Below are 21,633 nucleotides of genomic sequence, written 5' to 3'. Positions count from 1 at the left end.
TAATCATCTCGATAACATAAAGATAAAGTAAGAAAAACGTATATCAATGTAAAATTCTAACGTGGAAGGAAGTGTAGTTCATATGAAAATCAATGAACCGAGTAGAATTGGCGCAATCAATTCATATCAGAGGAACGTTGAATCCAATCAGCAGGCTGATGCCAAGAAGAGCCGCCGTAAGGACGAAGTATCCATTTCTCCGGAGGCGATGAAGATGCTTGAGGAACAAGGGCGTACACAAGATGCAGGACGCATTCAGCGGATACAGGAACTGAAAGAACAGGTCAGTTCGGGAACGTATCAGGTAGACAGCAGCAAGCTTGCTGACAAGCTGCTGCCGTATTTTAAGTCTTTTGATAAGGAATAGGTGATCACGTAATGGCAGCACTGGACAGATTAATTGCAGTTTTGCAGCAAATGGAACAAAGTCACCGCGATATGCTGGCACTCAGCGAGGTCAAGAGACAGGTCATTGTCAAAAACGATGTGGATGAACTCATTGCCGTTCTGAACAAAGAATCCCGTTTCATGAAACAACAAGAGCCATTGGAGATTGAACGGCAGAGCGCAGTTCACGAATTGCTTCAGGAGCGTGGGATCAAGTCCATGCTGAACCTGAACATTACGGAGATCTCGAAGCTGATTTTTGATCCGGCTGACAAACAGCGATTGCTTGAAGTCCAGAAGAAGCTGGCGGGAACACTGCAGGAGTTAAAGGAAATCAATCAACTGAATCAAAAGCTGATCGAGCAATCGTTGATGTTTATTGATCTTTCAATGGACATCTTTGCTTCTCGGCCAGAACAGGATGCCACATATCAGCATCCTGCTGATAAGAACGGCAATCCAGGGCGAATCGGTCTGTTTGACACGCGTGCCTGATTAATTAGGGGGAAACCAGGTGACATCTACATTTCATTCAATCGAAACGGCTAAACGCAGTTTGTTCACACAGACGACAGCTCTTAGCACAACAGGTCATAACGTAGCCAATGCCAACACGGAAGGCTATTCACGTCAAAAGGTAAACATGCAGGCATCCATTCCAATGGAGCCATTTGCATTTCTGCATAGCACAACACCGGGACAGCTTGGTACAGGGGTTGAGTTCGACTCCATTACCCGTGTGCGCGAGAAATTCTTGGATGACCAATATCGTAATGAAAACACCAACTTCGGGAGTTGGTCCATTCAACGAGATACACTTGAGAAACTTGAAGCTATTGTGAACGAGCCATCGGATACCGGATTCCGGACGGTTATGGATAACTTCTACAAATCATGGTCGGATCTGAGTAAGAACCCTGAGGACGTTACAGCACGCCGGATTGTCAAGGAAACCACACTCGCTCTTACGGATGCAATGAATCAGATTAGTCGTCAACTGGATGCGCTCAGTCAGGATTTGGACAGTAACATCACTGTGAAAAGTAATGAGATCCAGGGTTACCTGGGTAACATTGCGAACCTCAATAGTGCCATCGTGAAAATTGAGTCTCTTGGCGACAATGCCAACGATTTACGTGACCAAAGGGATTTAATGACGGACAAGCTGTCCAAAATCATGAATGTTACCGTAACTGATTCCCCGCAAGGATATGCTATCCAGATGAATGGACAGGCACTCGTTACCGGCGGGGCAGTACAAGTCGCGGTAGATCCTGCTTTTCTGAATGATGCATATACTGCTGGTACACTCACCAATGGTGAAGTTCATGGCATGATTAAGTCGAGAGACACGTTGGTAAGTGATTATAAGAAACAAATGGATGACCTGGCTAATACACTCGCGAATGGTGATATTGAAATCACACTTCCAGCAGGATCGGTTATCCCTGCAACGAATGCTTTAGGACTTGCAGGGGGAGCATTAGCAACAGACACGAAGGTAACCGTAAAGGGACTCAATGGTCTGCATCAGTTGGGGTATACGATGGATGGTACAACCACCCCAGGTCTACCTTTCTTCACAGCAGCGGGTGGTGGGACATCCATTACAGCTGGTAATATCTCATTAAATGCAGAAATTTTAGCTGATCCGAATAAAATTGCTACTTCTTTGCGTACTACAGATGCGTCCGGCACAGAGACCGTAATCAAAGGTAATAATACTCTTGCCATCTTGCTCGCCAATCTGAAAGATACACCAATGAAGTCTGCCGACGGCATGCGTAATGCAGCTATTGGCGCACAGTTTAGTGCCATTGTTGGACAGCTGGGGGTGCAATCTCAGGAAGCCGCACGTCAGACATCCAACTCGGAATTTCTGGTGGAGCAGGTGGAGACACGTCGCCAATCCGTGAGCGGAGTATCATTGGATGAAGAGATGTCCAATATGATCAAGTTTCAACATGCATATAACGCATCCGCACGATTTATGACCACTTATGATGAATTACTTGATAAATTAATTAACTCTACTGGGACAGTAGGCAGATAATAGAAGGGAGTGACATAACAGACCATGAGAATAACAAATAATATGCTCAGTTCACAGCTACTGTTGAACCTGAACCGGAACGCACAGCAGATGAATAACACCCAGACCCAACTGGCAACAGGTCGGAAGATCAACAAACCTTCAGACGATCCGGTTGGGATTACTTACTCCCTTCGTTATCGTGCAGAGTTATCCTCCAATGAGCAGTATCAGAAAAACGTAGACAGTGCTATTTCTTGGTTGGAATTCAATGATACCGTTATGAATCAAGCTGGGAACGTTGTTCAACGCCTACGTGAACTGGTAGTTCAGGGATCGACAGGCACTAATCCTCAATCTGCACTAGACAGCATTAACGAGGAAGTAAAACAGTTGAATGAACAACTAATTGATGTATCTAATAGTAAACTGAACGGCAAGTATATCTTCAACGGTGAAACCTATGACGTAAAACCTTATGAGTTTCCTACCAACCCAGATGGGTCCTTTGATACCTCTAATGCTGCATCTATTGTAACGGACAAGGGTAAAATTAACTTTATTGTTGGTGAGAGTGTACAGTTACCCATCAATGTGAATGGGAATGAGGTATTTGGTACTGGAACGGAAGAGGATAATCTATTCGTAACGGTTAATAACATTATGAAGGCTCTAACAGAAGGTGATACAGAGGCGTTATCCAAGCAACTGGATAATATAGATACCCGAATGAACAAAATGCTAGCAATACGTTCGGAGCTTGGGGCAAAAACCAATCGTGTTGATCTGATGATGGGGCGTCTCGATGACCTTAATATCAATCTGACAGATCTGCAAGCCAAAGTCGAGGATGCGGACTATGCAGAATTGGCGATGAAATCCAAAATTCAGGAAAACATCTACAATGCTTCTTTATCTGCAGGTGCCAAAATTATCTCTCCTTCTCTGGTAGACTTCCTGAGATAAAAAGGAGGACTTAACTAGTGAACACTCTTCCTGTTGTCCAGATTCGAACAACGCCGTCCATTCTCAATATGGATGCTGATCCTGGTCAGTACTCTATTCGTCAGCCTAAGGCAGAAGTACAGTTAAACACCAGACCTGCCAAGCTAAGGGTAGAGAGTCATCCTATCACTCTTCGTGTAGATCAAAGTAAGGCTTTCTCTGCTTACAATGGCGGGAATATGATCGATATGAACGCACGAATATATTCTGGAATACAGCAACAATTTCTGCAAAACATGGCTGAACGCGTTCAACAAGGGAATCAATTGGCAGCGATCCATAAGTCAGGTAATACGATTGCCAACATAGTGGGCATGGACTGGAAACCACAGCCATTCCCTGAAACGCGCACTCCGGCTTCATTTGACAATGTTGACACACGTGTTGATACAAGGCCACCGGATATTAACTTTCAACCCGCCGTTTCTGAAATGAACGTTATTGTTAACAAACCCGAGATTGAATATCAACGGGGTAAGCTTGACATTTATGTTAAACAGTATGCGTCAGTTCAATATACTCCACCTGACATAGATATCGGGTTGTAAGTTATAATGTAGAGCTATAGACGGTCTCGATATGCAGCCATCTATGGCTCTTTTTGTATAAATTCTTCGCCAAGGAGGCGTTTACCATTCATATTCAGACAAGCATGTGGGGAGAACTAGAGGTCAAAGAGGAAGATGTGTATCAATTTCCCAAAGGGTTACCAGGATTTGAGGAAGAGACGGAGTACGCGTTAATTCCATGGGAAGATACGCCATTCAGTTATTTACAATCAGTAAAAGAACCTGGATTATCGTTCTTGTTGGTTAGTCCATTTATGTTTGTACCTGATTATAGTTTTGAATTGGGCGAGGTGGATAAGGAAGAGTTAGGGATTGAAGAGCAGGTGTCGGTTTTCTCTCTGGTAACTATTCATTCTGACACAAATAAATCTACCATGAATTTACTGGCTCCGGTTGTACTTAATCCAGAGCAACGTCTGGGAAAACAAGTGGTACTCCATCATTCCAGCTATGAGACACGTCATCTCATCTGGGCCGAAGATGAAGCAAACTCAGTGAAGGGTGGAGTCTAACATGCTGGTATTATCACGAAAAAAGGGTGAATCCATTGTTATTCAGGATCATATTGAGGTGACCGTACTTGCTGTAGAAGGAGATACCGTACGAATCGGTATTTCTGCACCTAAGCATATAGATATCTTTCGGCAGGAGATCTACGCGTCCATTCAGGAAGCGAATCGGGAGTCAGCTACACCTCTCGCAGCCAATATTGAAGCGTTTATGGAACGTTTAAGAAAAACAGAAAATAAAAAAGATTAAAAATATTCCAATTTGCTATAAACAGTTGCTCACCTTCCGTCGATATATAATTTAGACGCTGCTTCGGCAGGGCGGCCGACCTTAATGTCGCGGCGTTTACCACATGGATGTGGAACTAATTTATTTTCAGGGAGGAAATACTCTAATGATTATCAACCATAATATCGCGGCATTGAACACACACCGTCAATTGTCTGCAAACACTGCTAACACTAACAAAAATATCGAAAAATTGTCTTCCGGTCTTCGTATCAACCGTGCTGGTGACGATGCTGCAGGTCTGGCAATTTCCGAAAAAATGCGCGGTCAAATCCGTGGTTTGGACCAAGCTTCCCGTAACGCTCAAGATGGTATCTCTTTGATCCAAACAGCTGAGGGTGCTTTGAACGAAACTCACTCCATCCTGCAACGTCAACGCGAGATTGCTAACCAATCCGCTAACGGAACGAACACGGATTCCGATCGTCAAGCTCTGCAAGACGAAATGAACCAACTGACTTCCGAAATCAACCGTATCGGTAACACTACTGAGTTCAATACTCAAAAATTGTTGCAAGGTGATGGCAAAACTAACCTTACTGGAACTGGTGTTGCTAAAGACGGATTTGTAAGTGGTGGGGAAACCAACCGTACTCAGGCAGCTCAAACACTGACATTAGTTGAAGGTGCTGTAGACGACAAAATTTCTTTGACAATCAACGGTCAAGAAATTAGCTACACACTAACTGCAGACGATGCAACAGCAATTGCTGCAGCAGGAGGTACTGAGGATGAGGCAACTGCAGCTGCATTCACAGCAGGACTTCAAAAAGCAATTGATGCAAATGAGACATTGAAAGGTAATTATACGGTTGCCGCAACCGGCGCTGATGTGAAAATTGCTGCTGTTACAACAGAAAATGGCGGTAAATTTGACGGTGCTCAAGGCAACATGACTGCTGCAACTTTTACAGGAACAACTGGACTTATTGGCGCTGGTGCTGCTGCTGATGTTGGTACAACAACTTATACTCCAGCTAAAGGAGAACTTGATTTCAGTAGTATTACTACAGCTGCACAAGCTACAAGCCTTGTAGGTACTGGTGTTACTATTAATGGTCAGCAAGTTGAATTTTATGATGCAACTAAAGGCGCTTACGAAGGTAAAGGTTTAGGCGTTAATATTAGTGCTGCTGCAAATGCAACAGGTACAATTACAGGAAATGATATTACAGATGCAATCGTTGCAACACTTGCTAATAAAATTGAAGGTGTTACACTTTCTAGTGTTGCAAACTCTGGGAAATTAACAGTAACTGCTAATGCTAAAGGTGAAGCTGGTAACGGAATCACTCTGAAAGATGGCGGAGTTCAAAAGAACTTTGAAACATCTTTCCAAATTGGTGCTAATACTGGACAATCCATGAGCTTGGCAATCGGAGACATGCGTTCTTCCGCTCTGGGTATCACTGGTAAAGCTGGCGATGCTGGTTTCACTAAAGAAAACACAGTAACTGATGGAACTAACGATGTTAAAGGCGAAGCTGCTCTGAACATCTCCACTAAAGAGGGTGCAGCTGCTGCAATCGCGGTTCTGGATAAAGCAACTGCAACTGTATCCAGCGAACGTTCTAAACTGGGTGCTGTTCAAAACCGTCTGGAGCACACAATCAACAACTTGGGAACAGCTTCTGAGAACCTGACAGCTGCTGAATCCCGTATCCGTGACGTTGACATGGCTAAAGAAATGATGAGCCAAACGAAAAACAACATCTTGGCTCAAGCAGCTCAAGCAATGTTGGCGCAAGCAAACCAACAGCCACAAGGCGTTCTGCAATTGCTTCGTTAATTTTATCAGGCTCTGCACTAAACCTTGGATCTTTGATCCAAGGTTTTTTTATTTGATTTTACATATTTCCTAAAGCTGGGGACTTGCTTGACCGATATATAATATAAATGCGAACAAGTTGGAGGTCGTTGAAGGGTGAATATTCAATTTTCTTTATCTGCCTCATCCGTAACAAACACTGCTACTGAGGTGAGTCACCCTGGAGGCGCTTCTCAAGCGGTAACCGACACAGCAAACATCAGGACAGCGAAGGAAGCTTATGCCAAAGAAAAACAAGGTGTACACTTATCTGTAGGGGAAGAACTGCTGATCCGCAACATTGATCGAGCGGTGAAAGCCTTGCAAGGTCCAGAAACGACATTAGATATTAGTATTCACGAGAAGACACATGATATTATGGTCAAAGTTTTAAATAAGGAAACTGGGGAATTGCTCCGTGAGATACCACCGGAGAAAACGTTAGATTTAGTAGCCAAGATGATGGAAATTGCGGGTATTTTAATTGACGAAAAAATATAGATTACGGGGGTGGCGAAATGGTTACACGTATTAATGGATTTTCCGGTATGGATATTGAAAGTATGGTTAAAAGTATGATGGCGACAAAACGTGTGCCTTTGGACAAACTCAATCAGGAAAAGCAACTGTTGCAGTGGCAGCGGGAAAGTTACCGTGAATTAAGCAGTAAATTATATGACTTTAGATCCAATAAGTTAATAACAAAATATGGTAATTCCACAGCACTGAATGCAAATAAAGCAACTGTTACGGGTAATACTGATGCTGTCAAAGCAGAAGCGTCCGCATCCGCTAACGGAGTTGAAATGAAGGTAAGTGTTACTCAGTTAGCTAAAAGTGCAACAGTAGCTACCTCAGGTTTGGGACAAGGAGTAAGCGGATCTACATCATTAGCAGCATTGGAAGGTGTAGACTTGTCCAAAATGGGTTCAGCGGACATGGCTAAGTATCTTCAAAAGGGATTTGATATCAAGATTAATGGTGTAAGCTTTACCGATAAAGATGGGAAGTCTTTATTCAACGGTATGACCTCCATCTCTACATTGGTATCTACCATTAACTCCAATGCTCAGGCAAATGCAATTGCAAGTTATGATGAGATTACAGGTAAGTTATCAATAGCCTCCAAAACAGGAGGTCTGGATAGTAAAGTGACAGTAGAAACCCCTACTGGTGGCAATTCCTTGTTAGCCCTCTTTTCTAAAAAAACGGTGATTGAAACGAATGGCGCAGGTACGGGAGTGACCGATGATAAGACACTTGCTGATCTATATAAACTGAGTGGTGGTAAGGATCCAGAACCAGGTTCCCCTGCGAAGACGTACAGTTTTGTATTGAATGGAAAGACGTTTAGTTTCAACGAAACGGATAAAATATCAGATGTAGTAGACAAGATAAAATCTGGTGATGCCAAGGCAACAGCGAATTTTGCAGATGGGAAATTAACGATTACTGCTCAGTCCGGTGAGGAATTGAAAATGAGCGGTGGATCGCATGAATTTTTGAATTTGTTTAAGGGAATTAAATCTTATGAGGATATGGCAGGTCAGCTCACGACTACTGCAGGTCATGATGCGATAGTAACTGTGAATGATGAGCCTTTGAAAGATATCAAGAGTAATACGTTTTCTCTGAATGGTGTGCAAATAACTTTGATGGATGTTACCACAAAGAATGGAGTGGATACTCCGACCATTATCAAGAACCAAAGTGATCCAGATAAAGCGCTGGAATCCATTAAAGGTTTCATTGAAGATTACAATAGCTTGATTAAAGCTCTTAACTCAAAGGTAGAAGAAACAAAATATCGTGATTTTAAACCGTTAACAGACGAGCAAAAGAAAGAACTAAAAGAATCCGAGATTGATACTTGGACTGAGAAAGCAAAAAGTGGCTTGCTAAAAAATGATGATATCATCAAATCGGTGTTGTCTGAAATGCGTCAAGTCATTACAGATAAACTTGGTCCTTTAAGTGCTCTTGGGATTACAACCGGCAGCTATTCTGAGAATGGTAAGTTGGTGATTGAGAACGAGACAAAACTTAAAAATATGATCAGTTCCAATCCACAAATGGCATTGGATCTGTTCCAAGGACCATCCAATGCTCCAAATGAAGGTTTGTTTGATAAATTGGCAGATAAGGTATCTAATGCAATTGAGAAAGTATACCAGCGTGCAGGTACGAACAGATACACAACTGATATTACTAGTGCGTTCAGAGATGAAAACATCATGGGTCGCAAAATGAAGGATTATAACAATCGAATTCTAATGATGCAAACGAACTTGCAAAAAACCGAAAACAGATACTATAAACAATTTGCTGCAATGGAAGCGGCAATGAACAAGATGCAAACACAGTCGTCCAGTCTCTTTTCCAGTTTAGGACAATCTTAATATAAAGGGTGAGACTTTTGATTACATCTCCTTATGATAAATACCGTCAATCCTCAGTTCAGACTTCGAATCCGGCGCAATTGGTCATTATGTTGTATGATGGAGCAATTCGTTTTGTTAAGACAGCTATTGATGGGTTGACCCAGAAGGATAATGAGAAGACAAGTCTGAATTTAGGGAAAGCTCAGACCATCATTAGTGAATTGATGAGCACCTTGGACCGTTCTTATGATATTTCCAAGAGTCTGCATTCATTATATGAATACACGAATTATCTTCTTGTGGAGGCAAACATTCGCAAAGATGTGACCAAAGCTGAAGAAGCAGTAGGATATTTAACGGATCTTCGTGAAACGTGGTTACAAGCTTCTAAGATTGCTGCAGGTCAGGAAGCGCCACCTGTCACTACTGAAAGTGCTCATGGATAAAACGTCATATCTGACTCAGTTACAGCAGCTGACTAGTAATATCATGGACGTGTTATATGAAGCTGAGTATGAGCAACTCGAAGCTTTTGTTGAAGAGCGCCAAGTGATTATTAATGGACTTGTGGAGCAGTTTTCTCTCCAGCCCGCAAGTGTAACTGAGAAGATAGAGATCGAACAGCTCTTGGGCAACGACAACGAAATTGTAGCACGTATGAATGTTCTGAGATTAGAAGCCCAGGATTGGTTGCATAAACGAGGACAAGCGAAAACACAACGAAATGCTTATGAGTCAGGTTATACGCCAGATAGTTTTTTGATGGACAAAAAGAAATGATTTTTTACTAAACCTGTATGCATCGCTTGACTTAATTAGTCAAGCGATGCATACAGGTTTTCTTTTATTTGTTTTTATTTGTAATAAAAAGAAGGGGATGTATCTGATTTTGTCGAATATATAGTCGAATATATAATTGTTATAAAAATACATAAAAGGAGAATTGCTATGAAAAAAGTATTATTAGTAGTTTCTAAATGTTTACTAGGCTTCACATTAATAAGCGGATCATGGAGTGGAACAGCATGGGCAGAATCTGCTGAAACCAATGAAGGGAGTCTCAAGCCTGTCCAGCTTGAACTGCCTAACAATGTCTCCAAGCTAGAACTTCCTGAGGGAAGTTTTTCAACTAAGGGGTTTGCTAGAGGTAAAAAGATTGAGGTTGATCGTCCTGAGATTTCTATTCTGTCCAATTTTAACGTGACGGGCGATCGAATAAGTTTTAGTGACAGTTTGACTGCAGCTGACCCAGCAGATTTTTGGTTTTTTAGTGTGCCAACTGATCGCACAATCCTGACACAGTTAAGATCTGCTAATGCTAATTACAGAGTTGATTTGTATTCAATTGATTGGAATACGGGAACTGCAACTCCAACACCATTTTGGGGCAAGGCAGGCGAGATCAGATTTGCAACGGATTTAGCTGCAGGTGACTGGGGCCTCCGAGTTACGTCTACAGGCAGTGTAGGGGACTCGTACAGCATCCATGCCAATATGGCGAATCCTTCTGTGGTTCCTGATCCGAGTAATCCTGCCAATACGGCGAAGCTTACTTCGTACTCTGAAAACCTAATCTCGGCAGTGATGGAGTATCCTAATGGGGATATTACTGTAAATGGTGAAAAGATTGGGAATACCTCGGCTGTGAGTAATATCAATGCTCATCTCGCATGGGCAAGAGAATATACCTTTACAAGCGGTGGAGCTCATTCGTCCATAAATCATGATATTGATGATGTACGGATTAAAGGTGTCACCATTCCACTTAAGTATACATCTCAATATGCGCAGTCTGATAATGCTGTTTTCATAACTCTAGATAAAGGAACTTTATTTACCTCATTCCGTTCTAATTTCGTTTCTGGGGTACCTACTTCCAGCTGGAGTACATTTGAAGATGTTCAAGGCAGAACAACACCTCGCAGACTTGATGAAATTGATATGCTTGGTGATCCCGACCTCTTGGTTTATGACTTGGATAAGAAAAAGGTTATTGATTTCGCGAGTAGCTTGAACTATTGGTATGCCAAGGGGATAGAGTCATTCCCCTCTGTAATGTATTATAAATAATTTAAGACGTTTCAAATTGGATTCGAATATTGGAAAAGTTGACTCAAATAATAAAAGCTCATCGTAAATTTTTACGATGAGCTTTTATTAATTTTTGCTGTAGTAAAGTTACATGTTATTAGCGTTAGATTTCACTGACTCTATGTCGGCATCTACAATCAGTTTCCTACAACTTCGAATTCGTGAAGTTTGATTGAGTTTGTAATCCAAAGCTGCCGGCTTTAACTAGTAGATGGAAATCAGATGAACTTGTTCATCTTCTTCGAGATAATGAAAGGATAGTGTGCGGGAACCATATTTATAGATCATGTCATATCCGCCTTCTGCTTCATTTAAATATTCTTTCTGAGGTTTACCTAACCATAACTTAACCATTTCGGGATAGAGATTACGTTGCTCTGAGAACAGGTTGAAGACTTTGACTTTTGAATCATTGTTCAGTTCATGTAAGTAAGAATTAAAACCGATCGCGTATTGCGAATAAACGTAATATGCTCCCCATTCGCCGTTCTCTCTGAGTTTAGCTTTTTTTAATGTATTAAGCAGAGATTTGTGGGTCATGCCCAGCTTGATATTGGGCTGATTCAGCAGAGTTCCTTTCATTGCAGATGTCTTCAGGTTTTCGAGATAGGCACGATCTCCGATTCCTGAATTAGGCCAGTTAGGTTGATTAAAATTAACATAGCGAGTGTCACTTAAACGCAACTCCAATTTACTAATATTTAGTTTGAAGGTTTCTATCTCATATTTAAATACAGTGTTATTATAGAATTTGAATTGCACTCGGGAACCAGATAACATACGTATGCCGTCATCTCTGCCAGCAGGGTAGAAATCAAAATCAGTTAACTTTTTACCTTTGTTATCTACGAATTTTAAGGATTGCAATATGCCTGAACGTATGATGAATGGTTTAGCCAGATTGAAGTTGGACGATCCCCACTCTGTGATGATTAGCATATCGGGTGTACCCGTATCCTTGCTCTTAATGGTGTAATGCCAGGTTTGAGGTAAGGTAATAGAATGAAGATCAAGGTCCGCGGATTGTACTGTACCGTAAGAGTCTCCTTTTTTCAACAAAGCTGCGCGATAAGTGCCTGTATATGTAATGTCACCGGGTTTGTTATTGGTCCAGAAATCTTCCTCCTTTAGAGTTGATTTTTTTTCATCTTGAGCAAAAATATAGACTGTATATTGCGTTTGGTATGCATCACGAAGTGTGAAGGATAAGCGACTGATTTTTTTTAGTTCTTCTGCAGATATTTTATTCTCCTGAGCATCTGCATGATCGGATGTGGCTATTACGAATAGGCCGGAAAAAAGAATAAATAGTAGGGTCATAGCCCCCCATTTTTGTTTCCGTAGTAGTAAGTGAATCATTAATTTGATCTCCCCTTGTTAAATGAATTATGATTGTTGATGAGTATATTCTAAATTTTAACATGCAATTTAATCCTTCACCATCAAATCCTACTTTTTGCAATTGGTAGCTAAGGAGTTGTGTTAATGAAATCTATTAATGATCAATAATAGATAGCTGGAAATAGACTTATCAACCCGCCAATTACCTGATATATTCAAGTTATCCCACCTTTCAACACAATCCCCAATTAATCTACAAAAAATTCCAAGAAAACATTTACTTTTCCAATTGACAATGGATAACTTTGGATGGTATTATCTGAATTGTGGGCAGAGGTTAAGGCCGAAAGCTTCACTTCATTTGATGACGAAGGGAATGTTAGTGCATGCAAGGTAAAGTAAAATGGTTCAACGCAGAAAAAGGTTACGGTTTCATTGAGACTGAAGATGGCGGCGACGTATTCGTACATTTCTCCGCAATTCAATCCGAAGGATTCAAAACTTTGGAAGAAGGTCAATCCGTAGAATTCGACATCGTCGAAGGCGCGCGTGGACCGCAAGCAGCTAACGTAATCAAATTATAATCATCCGGACAATCCGACCTACATATATGGTTAGATGGTTACCAAATTGAATTATCGCTAGCATCAGACTCCGGTACTTTCCGGGGTCTTTTTTTGATTAAATAGATTAGAGATTTGAGAATCATCCGAGGAACTTTATTCTAATGAATTTAATAGATTCAAGAGATAGATTGAAGTTCATTTTACATATTAGATTGAGCTGGCCCAAAAACGGTTAAATACATCATCAAGCGCCTAATAACTCATACCAAGTAAATATTCGATTATGGCTGAATATGATGAAATATCGCGAAATATGGCGTTATTCCTACGTTGGCAGATGTGACTTGAACAGATGTCATTATTCGGTCACCGGGAGTTTTTACATGGCGCTTACATTCGTGTTATAATGAAGTGGCAAAGGAAAAAGGAGGAGTGCCCTATGAATTTAAGTATTCGAGGTCAACAAATCGAGGTTACTGATGCTTTGAAGGATTATGTCGACAAAAAGTTGAGTAGACTCGAGAAGTATTTCGATGCACCCCTTAACTCTGACGGTGCTGTTACATTGAGCACGACGAGAGGTTTGCATACGGTAGAGGTGACGATCCCATTGAAAGGCATTGTGCTCCGCGCTGAGGATGAGAGCGATGATATGTATGCATCCATTGACTCCGTGGTGGACAAGCTGGAACGTCAGATCCGCAAACACAAAACAAAAATTAACCGTAAGTTCCGCCAGGAAGGTAGCCTGAAAACACTCTTCGTTGAAGATCCAACAGGTACTGTAGCTACAGCTGAACTGGATGCGGACACGGATGACGATGATCTGGAAGTTGTACGGACGAAACGCTTTATGTTGAAACCAATGGACGTGGAAGAGGCCATCCTCCAAATGAACATGGTTGGTCACAATTTCTTCGTATTCTCCAACATTGACAGTGAAGAAGTTAGCGTTGTGTACAAACGAAACGATGGTAAGTACGGATTGATCGAACAAGGTTAATTTAACTTACAGGATCATCGGATTGAACATGTATATGAATATTTAATAATAATGAACACAGGAACTGTAGTTTCCTGGATTAGATTTATCAAGAGCTTCCATCCCTTAGGGGATGGGGCTCTTTTGTGCGTAGAGGTGCTGGGAAATGACCTTTGGAAATAAAATGGTGAAACTATTCCCTATGCTGCTGCGTCTAATAGATAGTATGAAGAATCACAATCGGTACAACTTTACCACCAGATTCCGATGGTTACGAAAATATTCGTACACCTACATTCGAGAACTGGATATTGAGATTTCCATCCAAATTTACCATCAAAATTCGTTGACAGGGCTGTCTATCCTGCAAAACGAAACATGACAATCGAACGCTTCCGCTAACGACTATGATTTTTTGCACTTAAACTCCATTTGATATGTCTTAGAAGTTCAAAGAAGTGTGCCGTGGCGTGTTGCGGCGGCCCTTACAAACTGTTACAATTTATGCAAAGAGAATCATTGTCCTGATGAGGAATTGTCAACGAATGATCGCTAATCATAATCAATGACAGGCACAGCACCATGAACATGATTCGCAAGGCTCGGGCTTCGGCTAGTTTTTAATAACCGAATCCGTTTGAATACCGAATCAGCTTCATGAGGAACCCTTGGCAAGCCTGGAGTTGATTCATCATATTACTTTTATATTGTTTGTCACCCCCGGGCAAGTGGATGCAACATCCATCCGATGGTGTCGCGAGGCGGCAACAGGGGGTCTATTCTGTTTTGCACGAAAGGGGTATACCATGCTAGGACTTGTCAAAAAGATCTTCGGCGACATGAATGAACGTGATGTTAAACGTCTGATGAAGACGGTCGATGTGATCAATAAACTGGAACCACAATTTCAGGCGTTGTCTGATGAACAACTGAAAGGTAAAACGGACGAATACCGTGCTCGTATTGAAAAGGGAGAAACAACAGATGAGCTTCTTCCAGAGGCATTTGCAACCGTACGTGAGGCATCACGCCGTGTACTGGGCAAACGTCACTACGATGTACAGATGCTGGGCGGTATCGCTCTGCATGAAGGCCGTATTTCCGAGATGAAAACGGGTGAAGGTAAAACGCTGGTAGGAACACTTCCGGTATATCTGAACGCATTGATGTCCAAAGGTGTACACGTGGTCACGGTCAATGACTATTTGGCACAGCGGGATAGCCAGGAAATGGGACAAATCTATGAATTCATGGGCATGACGGTAGGGGTTAACCTGAGCGGTATGGACCATGCTTTGAAACAACATGCATATGCATGTGATATTACGTACGGAACGAACAACGAATTTGGTTTTGACTATCTGCGTGACAACATGGTGCTCTACAAGGAGCAAATGGTACAACGTCCATTGTTCTTCTGTATCATTGATGAAGTAGACTCCATCCTGGTCGATGAGGCGCGTACGCCACTCATTATCTCTGGACAAGCTCAGAAGTCGACGGATATGTACTATGCAGCAGATCGTTTTGTGAAACGTTTGGTGCCGGAAGAAGACTTTACGGTAGACATTAAGGTGAAATCCGTAGCGTTGACTGAGGCGGGCGTGGCAAAAGCAGAGAAAGCATTTGGTATCGAGAACTTGTATGATCATGCCAACGTTACTCTCAACCATCACATCGTACAGGGCCTGAAAGCCAACGTAATCATGCGTCGTGACGTGGATTATGTGGTCAGTGATGAAGAGGTTATGATCGTTGATGAATTCACAGGTCGTCTGATGTCTGGACGTCGTTACAGTGATGGATTGCATCAGGCTATTGAAGCCAAAGAAGGCATTGAAGTACAAAACGAGAGCATGACGCTTGCTACGATTACCTTCCAAAACTATTTCCGGATGTACCGTAAACTTGCGGGTATGACGGGTACAGCGAAAACCGAGGAAGAAGAGTTCAAAAAAATCTACGGTCTCGAAGTACTGCAGATTCCAACGAACCGTCCGAACAAACGGGATGACATGGCAGATGTCGTGTACAAGAGCATCGATGGCAAGTTCAAAGCGGTTGTGGAAGAGATCGTGGAACGCCACAGCAAGAATCAGCCGGTTCTGGTAGGTACAGTATCCATCGAGAACTCTGAACGCCTGTCTGATATGCTTAAGCGTCGTGGTGTGAAACACCAGGTACTGAACGCCAAGTACCATGCGGAAGAAGCAGAGATCATCTCAGGAGCTGGTCAAGCGGGTGCAGTAACGATTGCAACCAACATGGCTGGACGGGGTACGGATATTATCTTGGGTGAAGGTGTAGCTGAAGTAGGCGGCCTTCATATCATCGGTACAGAGCGTCACGAATCACGCCGGATTGATAATCAGCTGCGTGGTCGTGCGGGACGTCAAGGTGACCCGGGTTCAACACAATTCTACCTGTCACTGGGTGATGAATTGATGAGACGTTTCGGTGCAGACAATGTACTGAACATGATGGAGCGCCTTGGTTTTGAAGAAGACCAACCGATCGAGAGCCGGATGATTACCCGTGCAGTAGAATCGGCGCAGAAACGTGTTGAAGGTAACAACTTTGACGTGCGTAAAGTCGTTCTCCAATATGATGATGTTATGAACCAACAACGTGAAATTATATATAAACAGCGCCGCGAGGTACTGGAGTCCGAAAACATCAAACAGATCGTTATGGATATGATCAAACCTTCCATCGAACGTATCGTTGAAGCTCACTGTGGTGACGATATTCCAGAAAACTGGGAGCTGCAGGAAGTTGCCGATTACATGAACAGCAAACTGCTGGACGATGGTTCGGTAACAAAAGATGATCTGTGGGGCAAGGAAGCAGAGGAGATTATCGAGTACCTGTTTACGAAAGTTCAGAACAAGTACAATGCACGTGAAGAGCGAATTGGCGAAGATATGGTTCGTGAGTTCGAGAAAGTGGTTGTGCTTCGTGCAGTAGACAGCAAGTGGATGGATCATATTGATGCTATGGATCAATTGCGTCAAGGTATCCACCTTCGCGCTTACGGCGGTACAGATCCACTGCGTGAGTACCAGTTCGAAGGCTTCGAGATGTTCCATCAGATGATCGCTTCGATTCAGGAAGAAGTAGCGACTTATGTGATGAGAGCACAGATCGAGAGCAATCAGGAGCGTCAAGCGGTTGTTGAGGAAAGTCAGATCTCGACAAGCGGTGAACCTGCTGAGAAACGTCCTGTGAAGGTTTCTGACCAAATCGGACGTAACGATCCATGCCCATGCGGTAGTGGCAAGAAGTTCAAACACTGCCACGGTCAAGAGTAGTACAATGGTTTATACACTTTAGTGTAATAAGTTGAACCTTGATTTTACACCATAACGGAGAGTGCAGAAGCAATCTGAAGAAGCGGAGCGTTCGCCTTTATCCTCGGATTTTCCCCTTGTAAGAGGGGATCAAGAAAATCTGGGGATAAGAGCGATCGGAAGATGCTACTGTAATCGGAGTGCAGGTGTAACAGTTACTAGGGCAACTTATATAGCATGACATGAACGGCTCCTTGCAGCCGGGTATTCCATAGGATGAAGTGAAGGATGCAAAACCGGTTAATGGTGCATAGTTATAATAATATGACCATGATCATGGAGAAGAGATATACTGATACAACAGTTGTCTCAACAACAGGGTGACGCATCGCATACTTGATCTGGAGGAATACCCTGGATGCGGGGAGCTTATCTTAATGAAAAGAGGAATTGCACATGATCGATCCAAACGTGAAGCATGACCTGCGTGAAATAGGCAAGAAACTAACAAACCTTAGGGGGTCTCTTTGACTTAGATCTGAAGCAAGAGATGATCGGCAACTTCGAAGTGAAGATGTCCGCCCCGGATTTCTGGGATGATAGTGACAAGGCGCAATCCGTAATCGCTGAGCTAAACGCGGTGAAGGGATCTGTGGATCAATACACCAAACTCCAACAGGATTATGATGATGCAGTGATGATGATAGAGCTGGCGGATGAAGAAGGCGATGAAGACCTCGCTACCGAGATTGGTAACAGTATTACAGCGATTGTGAACAAAGTCGCAGAGTTCGAACTTCAGCTTCTGCTGAATCAACCATATGACAAGATGAATGCGATTCTGGAGCTTCACCCGGGTGCGGGTGGCACCGAGTCCCAAGATTGGGGACAGATGCTACTCCGGATGTACACACGTTGGTCCGAGAAGCGTGGCTTCAAGGTTGAGGTACTGGATTATCTGCCAGGTGATGAGGCTGGGATCAAGAGTGTTACGTTGTCGATCAAGGGACATAACGCTTATGGTTATCTGAAAGCCGAGAAGGGTGTACACCGACTGGTGCGGATCTCTCCTTTTGACTCATCGGGCCGTAGACATACGTCATTCGTATCCTGTGATGTGGTACCGGAGATTGATGATACGATTGAACTGGACATCCGTACAGAGGACCTCAAGATCGATACGTACCGGGCAAGTGGCGCGGGTGGACAACATATCAATACCACCGACTCGGCCGTACGGATTACTCACCTTCCAACAGGTGTAGTTGTAACGTGTCAGAATGAACGTTCACAGATCAAGAACCGTGAGCGAGCGATGACGATGCTCCGTTCGAAATTGTATGAGCGTAAAATTGAAGAGCAAAAACAACAGCTGGATGAAATCCGAGGGGATCAGTCGGATATTTCATGGGGTAGCCAGATTCGCTCCTATGTGTTCCATCCCTATAGTATGGTAAAGGATCACCGTACAAGCGTAGAGACTGGAAATACAGGGGCAGTAATGGACGGCGACCTCGATGCATTCATCGATGGTTATTTGCGTAGCCAGATTAAAGTAGAAACCGATTAATATAAGTTCCTGTATGGACCCATGCGTGTAGGCGTATGCTGGTGTATACAGGGGCTTTTTTTTGAATAATTTTATAGGATATAGAAAAAATGAGCGAACAATTGATCAGTCACAACAAAGGAGAGCACGAGAACATGCAACAACGATCACAATTTCATAATAACCGCAAAAAGAGGTTAACCAGCCTCATCCCCCTAAACGGGCCTTGGAGAAACGTCGTGGATACGTTATCCATCATTGTAGGTTCATTTTTAATCGCAGTGGCCTTTAATTTATTCCTATTACCGAATCAGATCGCTTCGGGTGGGGTGTCCGGGTTATCGATCTTGGGCAAAGAGTGGCTCAATCTGGAGCCTGCATACACCCAATGGGCAATTAACATTCCACTCCTGATCGCCGGTTTCCTGCTCATTGGCAAACAGTACGGGGTTCGCTCCGTATTGGGCAGTATTGTCCTGCCATTGTTAGTCTATCTGACGAAGGATTGGGCCATTCCAACAACGAATCCGCTTCTGGGTTCACTGTATGGTGGAATTGGAGTGGGTCTGGGGATTGGCATTGTATATCGAGGTAGAGGATCAACAGGTGGCATGAGCATTCTTGCCAGAATTGTACAGAAATACAGCGGACTCAGTTATTCTCTGTGTGTCGTAATTATGGATGCTACGGTTATTATTATGGCTGCATTTGTGTTGTCCTTGGAGCAATCCCTCTATGCGCTGATTGGGTTGTATGTTACCGGTAAAGTGATCGATGCGGTTGAGATGGGACTGGGCTTCTCCAAGGTGGCTTATATTATCTCCAACCAGACAGAAGCGATTAGCAAAGTGATTCTGGATGACCTGGATCGCGGATTAACAAAGCTGGAGGCCAAAGGCGGTTACACCGACGATCAGCGAACAGTACTGATGGTAGTCGTTGGGCAAAATGAGGTGCCAAGACTCAAAGCGTTGATCCGGTCTGTGGACCCGGGAGCTTTTGTCATTATCAGTAACGCGCACGAAGTGCTCGGCGAAGGTTTTAAGCGGGGAGAACATGTGTGAACGGGTGTGAAAAATAGCGAGTAAGCCGTGTAGGTTTAATAAGATATGACTGTATCAAAAAAAGCAGGTATATCCTTCTCTAAGATAACGGAGAGGGAGTACCTGCTTTTCTCTTATTAAAAGTTTAACTTAACATTTCACATAACGGAGAGGACAGAAATATCCTGAAGAAGTGGAACGTTCGCCTAAAAGCTTTCTGAAAGAAAGCTACTTCGGAAAGCGATTCTGTCATCGGAGTGCCACCACTACAGAATCGGAGATAACAGACGGGAAATGGCTTCTTTGAAGCGGATAATCAGACTGCGTTTCTGGTATTCATCGAGCGTCATCTCACGCGATACATGCAGGTCGTGCTCAAAGGTTTGTACAAGTGCTGTCGCAATCGTTTCATCATACATAAAGGCATTAACCTCAAAGTTTAACCGGAAACTGCGGTAGTCAATATTGGCAGTTCCCACGGATGCAACCAAACTGTCAATGATAAGTGTTTTGGCATGAATGAAGCCATTATCATATATAAATACTTTGGCGCCGACCTTCAACAACTCACCAATATAAGATAACGTAGCCCAATATACAAAGGCATGGTCGGGTTTATTTGGAATCATGATGCGAACATCTATGCCGGACAGACACGCGAGACGAATAGCTTCGAATACACTGGCATCCGGGATAAAATAAGGTGTTTGAATCAGAATCGAATGTTTGGCACCATTAATCATCTTGAGATAACTGTTCTTGATATGCTCGGTCTCTGCATCCGGTCCACTAGAGACAATCTGCATGGCAATCTTTCCTGTACCCTCGATATGTGGGAAATGCGCCGGAACGTAAGGCGTGTCGTGTTGCTTGGAAGCTTCATTCCAATCCAGGAGGAACCGGGTCTGCAGCGCATGAACGGCATTCCCCTGAATACGCAGATGTGTGTCACGCCAGTAACCGAATTTCGAGTTCAAGCCGAGATACTCATCTCCCACATTAAACCCGCCCGTGTACCCAAGGTTACCATCAATGATGACAATCTTCCGGTGGTTCCGGTAGTTCATACGCAAGTTGATCAGACTGAATTTGGAGGGGAAAAAGACTTCAACCAAACCGCCTGCTTCGCGCAATTCTTTGAAAAAGCGTTTCGAAACCCGCCGTGATCCGAGCGCGTCATACAGCAAACGAACTTTGATGCCTTCCCGCGCTTTGCGGATAAGTGCATCCCGAATTCTTTTGCCCAGACGGTCGCCTCTATAAATGTAGTATTGTACGTGCACGTGATCCTGAGCCGCTTCGATGTCGTCCAAGAGCCGTTGGAACTTGTCTGTTCCGTCCGTAATGATCTCAACCGCATTATCCTCCGTTAACAGAGCACCGTTCTGCTTCAGGTTCATATAAATCATGTCCTGGCTACTCTCGGTTGCTTGGTTGCGGAAAGGGGTGCGGTTATCGTGCAACTGCGTGAGCTGGGCTTCAATACGTTCCTCTAGCCCGAGCTTCTTACGTTCCTTCCACTGGAAAAGCCGGTATCGGGTCAGGTTCTGACCGGTTAAAAGATAAAGTACAAACCCAAACACCGGAATAAAGTTCAAGACGAGCAGCCAAGCCCAGGAAGCGCTGGCATCCTTCCGTTCGAAGAAAACGACTGCTGCCGCAAAAATAATATTCAGGCCCAGGAGCACAATAAGTAAAATGGATTCGATATGCACTATAGTCCCCCACGTCTCATAATGACCATCATGAATCTATTCATATGTCCTTGACTAGCAGGTTAGTTATGAATGAG

The 21,633-nt window shown here is 43.2% G+C and carries 20 protein-coding genes; 18 read left to right on the top strand and 2 right to left on the bottom strand.

What is annotated here, in order from left to right:
• Nucleotides 1–82: 82 nt before the first annotated feature.
• The 13 genes from flgM (at nucleotide 83) to NZ043_RS06170 (ending at nucleotide 11,049) form a co-directional block, all read left to right on the top strand.
• Nucleotides 83–367 (top strand): flagellar biosynthesis anti-sigma factor FlgM, encoded by a 285-nt coding sequence (gene flgM, locus NZ043_RS06230; protein WP_053779526.1) that lies wholly within the window; start codon nucleotides 83–85, stop codon nucleotides 365–367.
• 11 nt (nucleotides 368–378) lie between these two features.
• Complete coding sequence (locus NZ043_RS06225; RefSeq protein ID WP_076333996.1) at nucleotides 379–882, top strand: flagellar protein FlgN; 504 nt, start codon at nucleotides 379–381, stop codon at nucleotides 880–882.
• Nucleotides 883–901: 19 nt separating this feature from the next.
• Entirely contained in the window at nucleotides 902–2,440 is a 1,539-nt protein-coding gene (flgK, locus tag NZ043_RS06220; RefSeq protein WP_339311037.1) for a flagellar hook-associated protein FlgK, read from the top strand.
• Nucleotides 2,441–2,464: 24 nt separating this feature from the next.
• Nucleotides 2,465–3,385: a flagellar hook-associated protein FlgL gene (flgL, locus tag NZ043_RS06215; protein ID WP_339311035.1), complete on the top strand. Its 921-nt coding sequence runs from the start codon at nucleotides 2,465–2,467 to the stop codon at nucleotides 3,383–3,385.
• A gap of 17 nt (nucleotides 3,386–3,402) precedes the next feature.
• Complete coding sequence (locus NZ043_RS06210) at nucleotides 3,403–3,972, top strand: DUF6470 family protein (protein WP_339311034.1); 570 nt, start codon at nucleotides 3,403–3,405, stop codon at nucleotides 3,970–3,972.
• Nucleotides 3,973–4,025: 53 nt separating this feature from the next.
• Entirely contained in the window at nucleotides 4,026–4,505 is a 480-nt protein-coding gene (fliW, locus tag NZ043_RS06205; RefSeq protein ID WP_339311033.1) for a flagellar assembly protein FliW, read from the top strand.
• Between the two features lies 1 nt (nucleotide 4,506).
• Nucleotides 4,507–4,752: a carbon storage regulator CsrA gene (gene csrA, locus NZ043_RS06200; RefSeq protein ID WP_074096614.1), complete on the top strand. Its 246-nt coding sequence runs from the start codon at nucleotides 4,507–4,509 to the stop codon at nucleotides 4,750–4,752.
• A 145-nt stretch (nucleotides 4,753–4,897) separates the two neighbouring features.
• Nucleotides 4,898–6,580, top strand: a complete 1,683-nt coding sequence (locus NZ043_RS06195) for a flagellin (protein ID WP_339311031.1) — start codon at nucleotides 4,898–4,900, stop codon at nucleotides 6,578–6,580.
• 135 nt (nucleotides 6,581–6,715) lie between these two features.
• A complete protein-coding gene (locus NZ043_RS06190) occupies nucleotides 6,716–7,099 on the top strand; it encodes a flagellar protein FlaG (protein ID WP_339305384.1) in 384 nt (127 codons plus the stop codon).
• A 17-nt stretch (nucleotides 7,100–7,116) separates the two neighbouring features.
• Nucleotides 7,117–8,997: a flagellar filament capping protein FliD gene (gene fliD, locus NZ043_RS06185; RefSeq protein WP_339311030.1), complete on the top strand. Its 1,881-nt coding sequence runs from the start codon at nucleotides 7,117–7,119 to the stop codon at nucleotides 8,995–8,997.
• 17 nt (nucleotides 8,998–9,014) lie between these two features.
• The gene (gene fliS, locus NZ043_RS06180; RefSeq protein WP_074096610.1) at nucleotides 9,015–9,425 is read left to right on the top strand and encodes a flagellar export chaperone FliS; all 411 of its coding nucleotides are present in this window, start codon (nucleotides 9,015–9,017) and stop codon (nucleotides 9,423–9,425) included.
• On the top strand, nucleotides 9,418–9,759 hold the full coding sequence (locus tag NZ043_RS06175; protein ID WP_339311028.1) for a flagellar protein FliT: 342 nt from the start codon (nucleotides 9,418–9,420) through the stop codon (nucleotides 9,757–9,759). Before fliS ends, NZ043_RS06175 begins: the two co-directional genes overlap by 8 nt.
• 168 nt (nucleotides 9,760–9,927) lie before the next feature.
• Nucleotides 9,928–11,049, top strand: coding sequence for a hypothetical protein (locus NZ043_RS06170; RefSeq protein ID WP_339311024.1), 1,122 nt, complete (start codon nucleotides 9,928–9,930; stop codon nucleotides 11,047–11,049).
• A gap of 225 nt (nucleotides 11,050–11,274) precedes the next feature.
• On the opposite strand, the gene NZ043_RS06165 is transcribed toward NZ043_RS06170, so the two are convergent.
• Nucleotides 11,275–12,429, bottom strand: a complete 1,155-nt coding sequence (locus NZ043_RS06165; RefSeq protein ID WP_339311022.1) for a hypothetical protein — start codon at nucleotides 12,427–12,429, stop codon at nucleotides 11,275–11,277.
• A 368-nt stretch (nucleotides 12,430–12,797) separates the two neighbouring features.
• Between NZ043_RS06165 and NZ043_RS06160 the strand changes: the two genes are divergently transcribed.
• The 5 genes from NZ043_RS06160 (at nucleotide 12,798) to NZ043_RS06140 (ending at nucleotide 19,862) form a co-directional block, all read left to right on the top strand.
• Nucleotides 12,798–12,995 carry a cold shock domain-containing protein gene (locus NZ043_RS06160; RefSeq protein WP_024631599.1) on the top strand — a complete coding sequence of 66 codons (198 nt, stop codon included), beginning with the start codon at nucleotides 12,798–12,800 and terminating at the stop codon, nucleotides 12,993–12,995.
• Nucleotides 12,996–13,416: 421 nt separating this feature from the next.
• The gene (gene raiA, locus NZ043_RS06155; protein WP_047840659.1) at nucleotides 13,417–13,980 is read left to right on the top strand and encodes a ribosome-associated translation inhibitor RaiA; all 564 of its coding nucleotides are present in this window, start codon (nucleotides 13,417–13,419) and stop codon (nucleotides 13,978–13,980) included.
• Between the two features lie 785 nt (nucleotides 13,981–14,765).
• Nucleotides 14,766–17,270 carry a preprotein translocase subunit SecA gene (secA, locus tag NZ043_RS06150; RefSeq protein WP_339312668.1) on the top strand — a complete coding sequence of 835 codons (2,505 nt, stop codon included), beginning with the start codon at nucleotides 14,766–14,768 and terminating at the stop codon, nucleotides 17,268–17,270.
• A 435-nt stretch (nucleotides 17,271–17,705) separates the two neighbouring features.
• Nucleotides 17,706–18,819, top strand: a protein-coding gene (gene prfB / locus NZ043_RS06145; protein WP_124116498.1) for a peptide chain release factor 2 whose coding sequence is annotated in 2 segments (ribosomal slippage) — nucleotides 17,706–17,777 and nucleotides 17,779–18,819 — 1,113 coding nt in all. Because the reading frame shifts where the segments join, the coding sequence is not laid out codon by codon here.
• Between the two features lie 134 nt (nucleotides 18,820–18,953).
• Nucleotides 18,954–19,862: a YitT family protein gene (locus NZ043_RS06140; protein WP_339312666.1), complete on the top strand. Its 909-nt coding sequence runs from the start codon at nucleotides 18,954–18,956 to the stop codon at nucleotides 19,860–19,862.
• Between the two features lie 245 nt (nucleotides 19,863–20,107).
• Here the strand turns inward: NZ043_RS06140 and cls are convergent, their stop codons facing one another.
• Nucleotides 20,108–21,556, bottom strand: coding sequence for a cardiolipin synthase (cls, locus tag NZ043_RS06135; RefSeq protein WP_289390479.1), 1,449 nt, complete (start codon nucleotides 21,554–21,556; stop codon nucleotides 20,108–20,110).
• Between the last annotated feature and the right edge of the window lie 77 nt (nucleotides 21,557–21,633).

Source organism: Paenibacillus sp. FSL k6-2145, from assembly GCF_037976585.1.
Lineage (GTDB): Bacteria > Bacillota > Bacilli > Paenibacillales > Paenibacillaceae > Paenibacillus.
This window is presented reverse-complemented; position numbering and strand designations above follow the sequence as displayed.